This window comes from Microbacterium umsixpiens, assembly GCF_053543675.1.
In genome coordinates, this window is the sequence record NZ_JBLVOH010000178.1 from 9,982 (window position 1) to 15,037 (window position 5,056).

The following is a 5,056-nucleotide window of genomic DNA, read 5'->3' on the forward strand; positions in this document are numbered from 1 at the left end:
GCCGCAGCCGCAGGCGTCCCGAGTCCGCAGCCCTCCGCGACCTCGGGAACCGGGACGACCGAGCCTTTCCCCGGTACGACCCCGCAGGCGGGGCAGTACCTCCACATCGTCAGCGTCACCGAACGTCTGCACTACCGATCCTCGTCAGGGGAGGTGTTCCCGTGGGCCTGGACGACCCAGTCGTCGTCCCCACCCGTCTCCGCTCTGCTGGCGCGCGATCACGACGAGCAGTACGTTCCCGCGGATCGCTCGGGCGATTGGTATCAGGCGCACGGCCCCACGGCCGAGAAGGTGACGCTCTTCCCTGGGGTGCAAGGGCCCGATGAGGAGCAGAGGTGGAACGCCCTCATGCCGATGGACGGCAATGTCGGGGAGACGTGGAGCACGGGTGGGCTGGCGGGCGACGCTTTTCCCCCCGTGGGTTCGACGGAGTACTACGCGGACCTTCCGCGGGAACCGCACGCACTTCTCGATCATCTGCGGACGGTCGTCGGCTCATGGACGTCCGGCCAGGAGGAGACGGATGATGCACTCCTCGAGAACATGACGTCCACTTTGCTGTCGAACTTCGCGCCGGCCGATGTTCGCGAGGCGTACATGGGTGCATTGACTCTGAGTGGCCTCGCGCGGACCACACCGTCGGACGACGGGACCGTCAGCTTCGAGGTCCGCCGAGAACAGTACTCCCCGCGGACCGAGACGATGCTCGTCGACGAGACGACGGGATGGGTGACTGTCCATACTGTGCGTTACGACCGTGAGTCCGGTGCTTCGGGGGACATGGTGCCCGCAGACGTGCCCGACATCCGGACGACGTACACCGTTTCCCTCGTGAATTCGGGTCCGTAGCGGTCGCCGATCGCCGGCAACGAGCCCCGACACCGACCTGCGGTGTCGGGGCTCCGCCGTAGACTCGAAGGCATGGCATCCGACTCCTTCGTCCACCTTCATGTGCACAGCGAGTACTCCATGTTGGACGGTGCGGCGAAGATCAATGCGATGACCCAGGCGGCCGCCGATTACGGCATGCCGGCCATCGCGGTGACCGATCACGGCAACACCTTCGCGGCGTTCGAGTTCTACAACGCGGCGCGGAATGCGGGCATCAAGCCCATCATCGGGCTCGAGGCGTACATGACGCCGGGCACACACCGCAGCGACAAGACGCGCGTGCAGTGGGGCTCGCCCGACCAGAAGAGCGACGACGTCTCCGGCTCGGGCGCTTACACCCACATGACGATGTGGAGCCAGAGCACCCAGGGCATGCACAACCTCTTCCGGATCAGTTCACGGTCGAGCATGGAGGGCTACTACTTCAAGCCCCGCATGGACCGCGAGCTGCTCCAGACCTATGGCAAGGGCATCATCGCGACGACGGGGTGCCCGTCGGGCGAAGTGCAGACGCGGCTCCGGCTGGGGCAGTACGACGCGGCACGGGCGGCGGCGGCAGAGTTCCAGGACATCTTCGGCAAGGAGAACTACTTCGCCGAGATCATGGACCACGGTCTCTCCATCGAGCGTCGGGTGATGACCGATCTGCTCCGCCTCGCGAAAGACCTGAACATCCCGCTGGTCGCGACCAACGACTCGCACTACACGCATCAGCACGAGGCCGATGCGCACGAGGCTCTGCTGTGCGTGCAGTCGGGCTCCACCATGGACGACCCGAACCGCTTCAAGTTCGACGGCGACGGCTATTACATCAAGACCGCCGCGGAGATGCGGCAGCTGTTCCGCGATCACCCCGAGGCCTGCGACAACACTCTGTTGATCGCCGAGCGCTGCGAGGTCGAGTTCGACACCTCGGCGAACTACATGCCGCGGTTCCCGGTGCCGGACGGCGAGACCGAAGACAGCTGGCTCATCAAAGAGGTCGAGGCAGGCCTGCACTACCGGTACCCGGGTGGCATCCCCGACAAGGTGCGCAAGCAGGCCGAGTACGAGACCGGCATCATCCTGCAGATGGGCTTCCCCGGGTACTTCCTGGTCGTCGCCGACTTCATCAACTGGGCCAAGGACAACGGCATCCGCGTCGGTCCCGGGCGCGGCTCCGGTGCCGGTTCCATGGTCGCGTACGCGATGAAGATCACCGACCTCGACCCCCTCGAGCACGGCCTGATCTTCGAGCGCTTCCTGAACCCCGACCGCGTCTCGATGCCCGACTTCGACGTCGACTTCGATGATCGCCGTCGTGGCGAGGTCATCGACTACGTCACGGAGAAGTACGGCTCGGAGCGCGTCGCCCAGATCGTCACCTACGGCACCATCAAGTCCAAGCAGGCGCTGAAGGATGCGGGCCGCGTGCTCGGCTTCCCGTTCAGCATGGGGGAGCGTCTGACCAAGGCGATGCCGCCGCCCGTCATGGGCAAGGACATGCCCCTCGACGGTATGTTCGACTCGGCGCACCCGCGGTACAAAGAGGCGAGCGAGTTCCGTGCGCTGATCGAGACTGACCCCGAGGCGAAGACGGTCTTCGACCGCGCGCTCGGTCTCGAAGGTCTGAAGCGTCAATGGGGCGTGCACGCCGCCGGCGTGATCATGTCGTCCGACCCGCTGCTCGACATCATCCCGATCATGAAGCGGGAGCAGGACGGTCAGATCGTCACGCAGTTCGACTATCCGTCGTGCGAGTCGCTCGGCCTGATCAAGATGGACTTCCTGGGGCTCCGTAACCTCACGATCATCTCCGACGCGCTCGACAACATCCGCACGAACCGTGGCGAGGAACTCGACCTCGAGCACCTCGGCCTCGATGATCCCGGGGTGTACGAACTGCTCGCGCGCGGCGACACCCTGGGTGTCTTCCAGCTCGACAGTCCGCCGCTGCGCTCGCTGATGCGCCTCATGAAGCCCGACAACTTCGGTGACATCTCGGCCCTCATCGCCCTCTACCGCCCTGGCCCCATGGGAGCGAACTCCCACACGAACTACGCGCTGCGCAAGAACGGTCTACAGGAGATCACGCCGATCCACCCTGAGCTCGAGGAGCCTCTGGCGGAGATCCTGGAGGAGTCCTACGGCCTCATCATCTACCAGGAGCAGGTGATGGCGATCGCTCAGGCGGTGGCCGGATTCAGCCTCGGACAAGCAGACATCCTGCGCCGAGCGATGGGAAAGAAGAAGAAGTCCGAGCTCGACAAGCAGTACGAGGGCTTCGCGGGGGGCATGAAGCAGCGCGGATTCGGAGAGGCGGCGATCAAGGCCCTCTGGGACATCCTGCTTCCGTTCTCGGACTACGCGTTCAACAAAGCCCACTCCGCCGCGTACGGCCTCGTGTCGTACTGGACCGCCTACCTCAAGGCGCACTATCCCGCCGAGTACATGGCGGCACTGCTGACCAGCGTCGGTGACTCGAAAGACAAGATGGCGCTGTACCTCAACGAGTGCCGTCGCATGGGCATCAAGGTGCTCCCTCCCGACGTGTCCGACTCGATCAACTACTTCGCGGCCGTCGACGATGACATCCGCTTCGGTCTCGGCGCTGTGCGCAACGTCGGCAGCAATGTCGTCGACGGCATCGTGCGGGCTCGAAAGGACGAGCGGTTCACCTCGTTCCATCACTTCCTCGACAAAGTCCCTCTGCACGTCTCGAACAAGCGCACCGTCGAATCGCTGATCAAAGCCGGTGCCTTCGACTCGATGGGGGACTCGCGGCGGGCTCTCATGGAGGTACACGAGGACGCGGTCGAGGCAGCCGTCGACCGTAAGCGCAATGAGGCCCAGGGAGCGATCGGTTTCGATTTCGACAGCCTCTACGACGGCATGGAAGAGGCGGCTCCCGCCAAGGTGCCCGCCCGCCCGGAGTGGATCAAGAAGGACAAGCTCGCCTTCGAGCGGGAGATGCTCGGCCTCTACGTCTCCGATCACCCGCTCGCGGGCCTCGAGGTCCCGCTGGCCAAGCACGCGTCGATCTCGATCCACGACCTCAACAACTCCGAGGACCTTCAGGACGGCGATCAGGTGACGGTCGCCGGACTCGTGACCAGCGTGCAGCACCGCGTCGCCAAGGCCAGCGGAAACCCCTACGGCATGATCACCGTCGAGGACTTCAACGGCGAGGTGACCGTGATGTTCATGGGGAAGACCTACACCGAGTTCCAGCACACGCTGCAGCAGGATGCGATCCTCGCTGTCCGCGGACGAGTCTCCCGACGTGACGACGGGCTCAACCTGCACGCCCAATCGGCGTTCGCGCCCGACATCGGCTCGTTCGATGCGGCGGGTCCGCTGTCGCTCGTCCTCGCCGAGCAGCGCGCGACGGAGCGGGTGATGACCGAGCTCGCCGAGGTGCTTCGCCGCCACAACGGCGATACCGAAGTGCTGCTCCGCGTGCATCGTGGGGGGACCGCGAAGGTCTTCGAAGTGCCGATGCCGGTCAAGGTCTCCGCAGACCTCTTCGGTGACCTCAAGTCACTGCTCGGACCCACCTGTCTGGGGTGAGCGGGTAGGATCGTGAGCCGTCGGCAGCACGACGAACACCCCCGTCGAGCACTGTGACGAAAGGACCACCATGAGTACGGACACCTCCGAACCCGACCTTCCCGAGTCGGACCCCGAGGACTCGATCTTCAGCGACGACGACGGCGTGCTCTACGACGACGAGGTGACTCCGGAATTCGGCATTCTCGGATTCACGCTGCGTGAACTGCTGATCGTGGGCGTATGGGTGGTGGCCTTCGTGCTGTCCTTCTTCCCGCTGACCGGCGGCCTCTCGCTCTGGGGGATCGGTATCCAGTGGATCCTCCCCATCGCGCTTCCCACCGTGGCCGTCTTCCTGCTGGTGCTGCGCCGCTTCTCGCCGGATGGCATCCGCCGAGTGGGCTCGCTGGGCATCGACCAGTTCGCTTCCGTGGCGTTCTCCGTCGCGGCCGTCGTCTGGGTCGGGAATCTGTGGCTCTCGATCTCCGGGCTGATCGCCACCGGCTACTGGGGGCTCCCGTGGAACGGCGTGGGGATGGTCATCACGTCTCTCGCGCTGGTCGTGCTCACAGTCTTCGCCCCGATCATTCCGGGTCTCAAGGAGGACTTCCACGGCCGCCTCGTCACGCTCGCGCAT

Annotated in this window: 2 protein-coding genes and 1 pseudogene; all 3 read left to right on the forward strand. The window is 65.0% G+C overall.

Translation table 11 applies throughout. The features are described from left to right. Positions 1-849 (forward strand): hypothetical protein (locus ACNPM4_RS17000; protein ID WP_448986467.1); only part of this gene is annotated, 849 nt, incomplete at its 5' end. A gap of 72 nt (positions 850-921) precedes the next feature. Beyond that, the gene (gene dnaE / locus ACNPM4_RS17005; protein ID WP_029261576.1) at positions 922-4,440 is read left to right on the forward strand and encodes a DNA polymerase III subunit alpha; all 3,519 of its coding nucleotides are present in this window, start codon (positions 922-924) and stop codon (positions 4,438-4,440) included. A gap of 70 nt (positions 4,441-4,510) precedes the next feature. Further along, a pseudogene (locus ACNPM4_RS17010) lies at positions 4,511-5,056 on the forward strand (hypothetical protein); the annotation flags it as partial.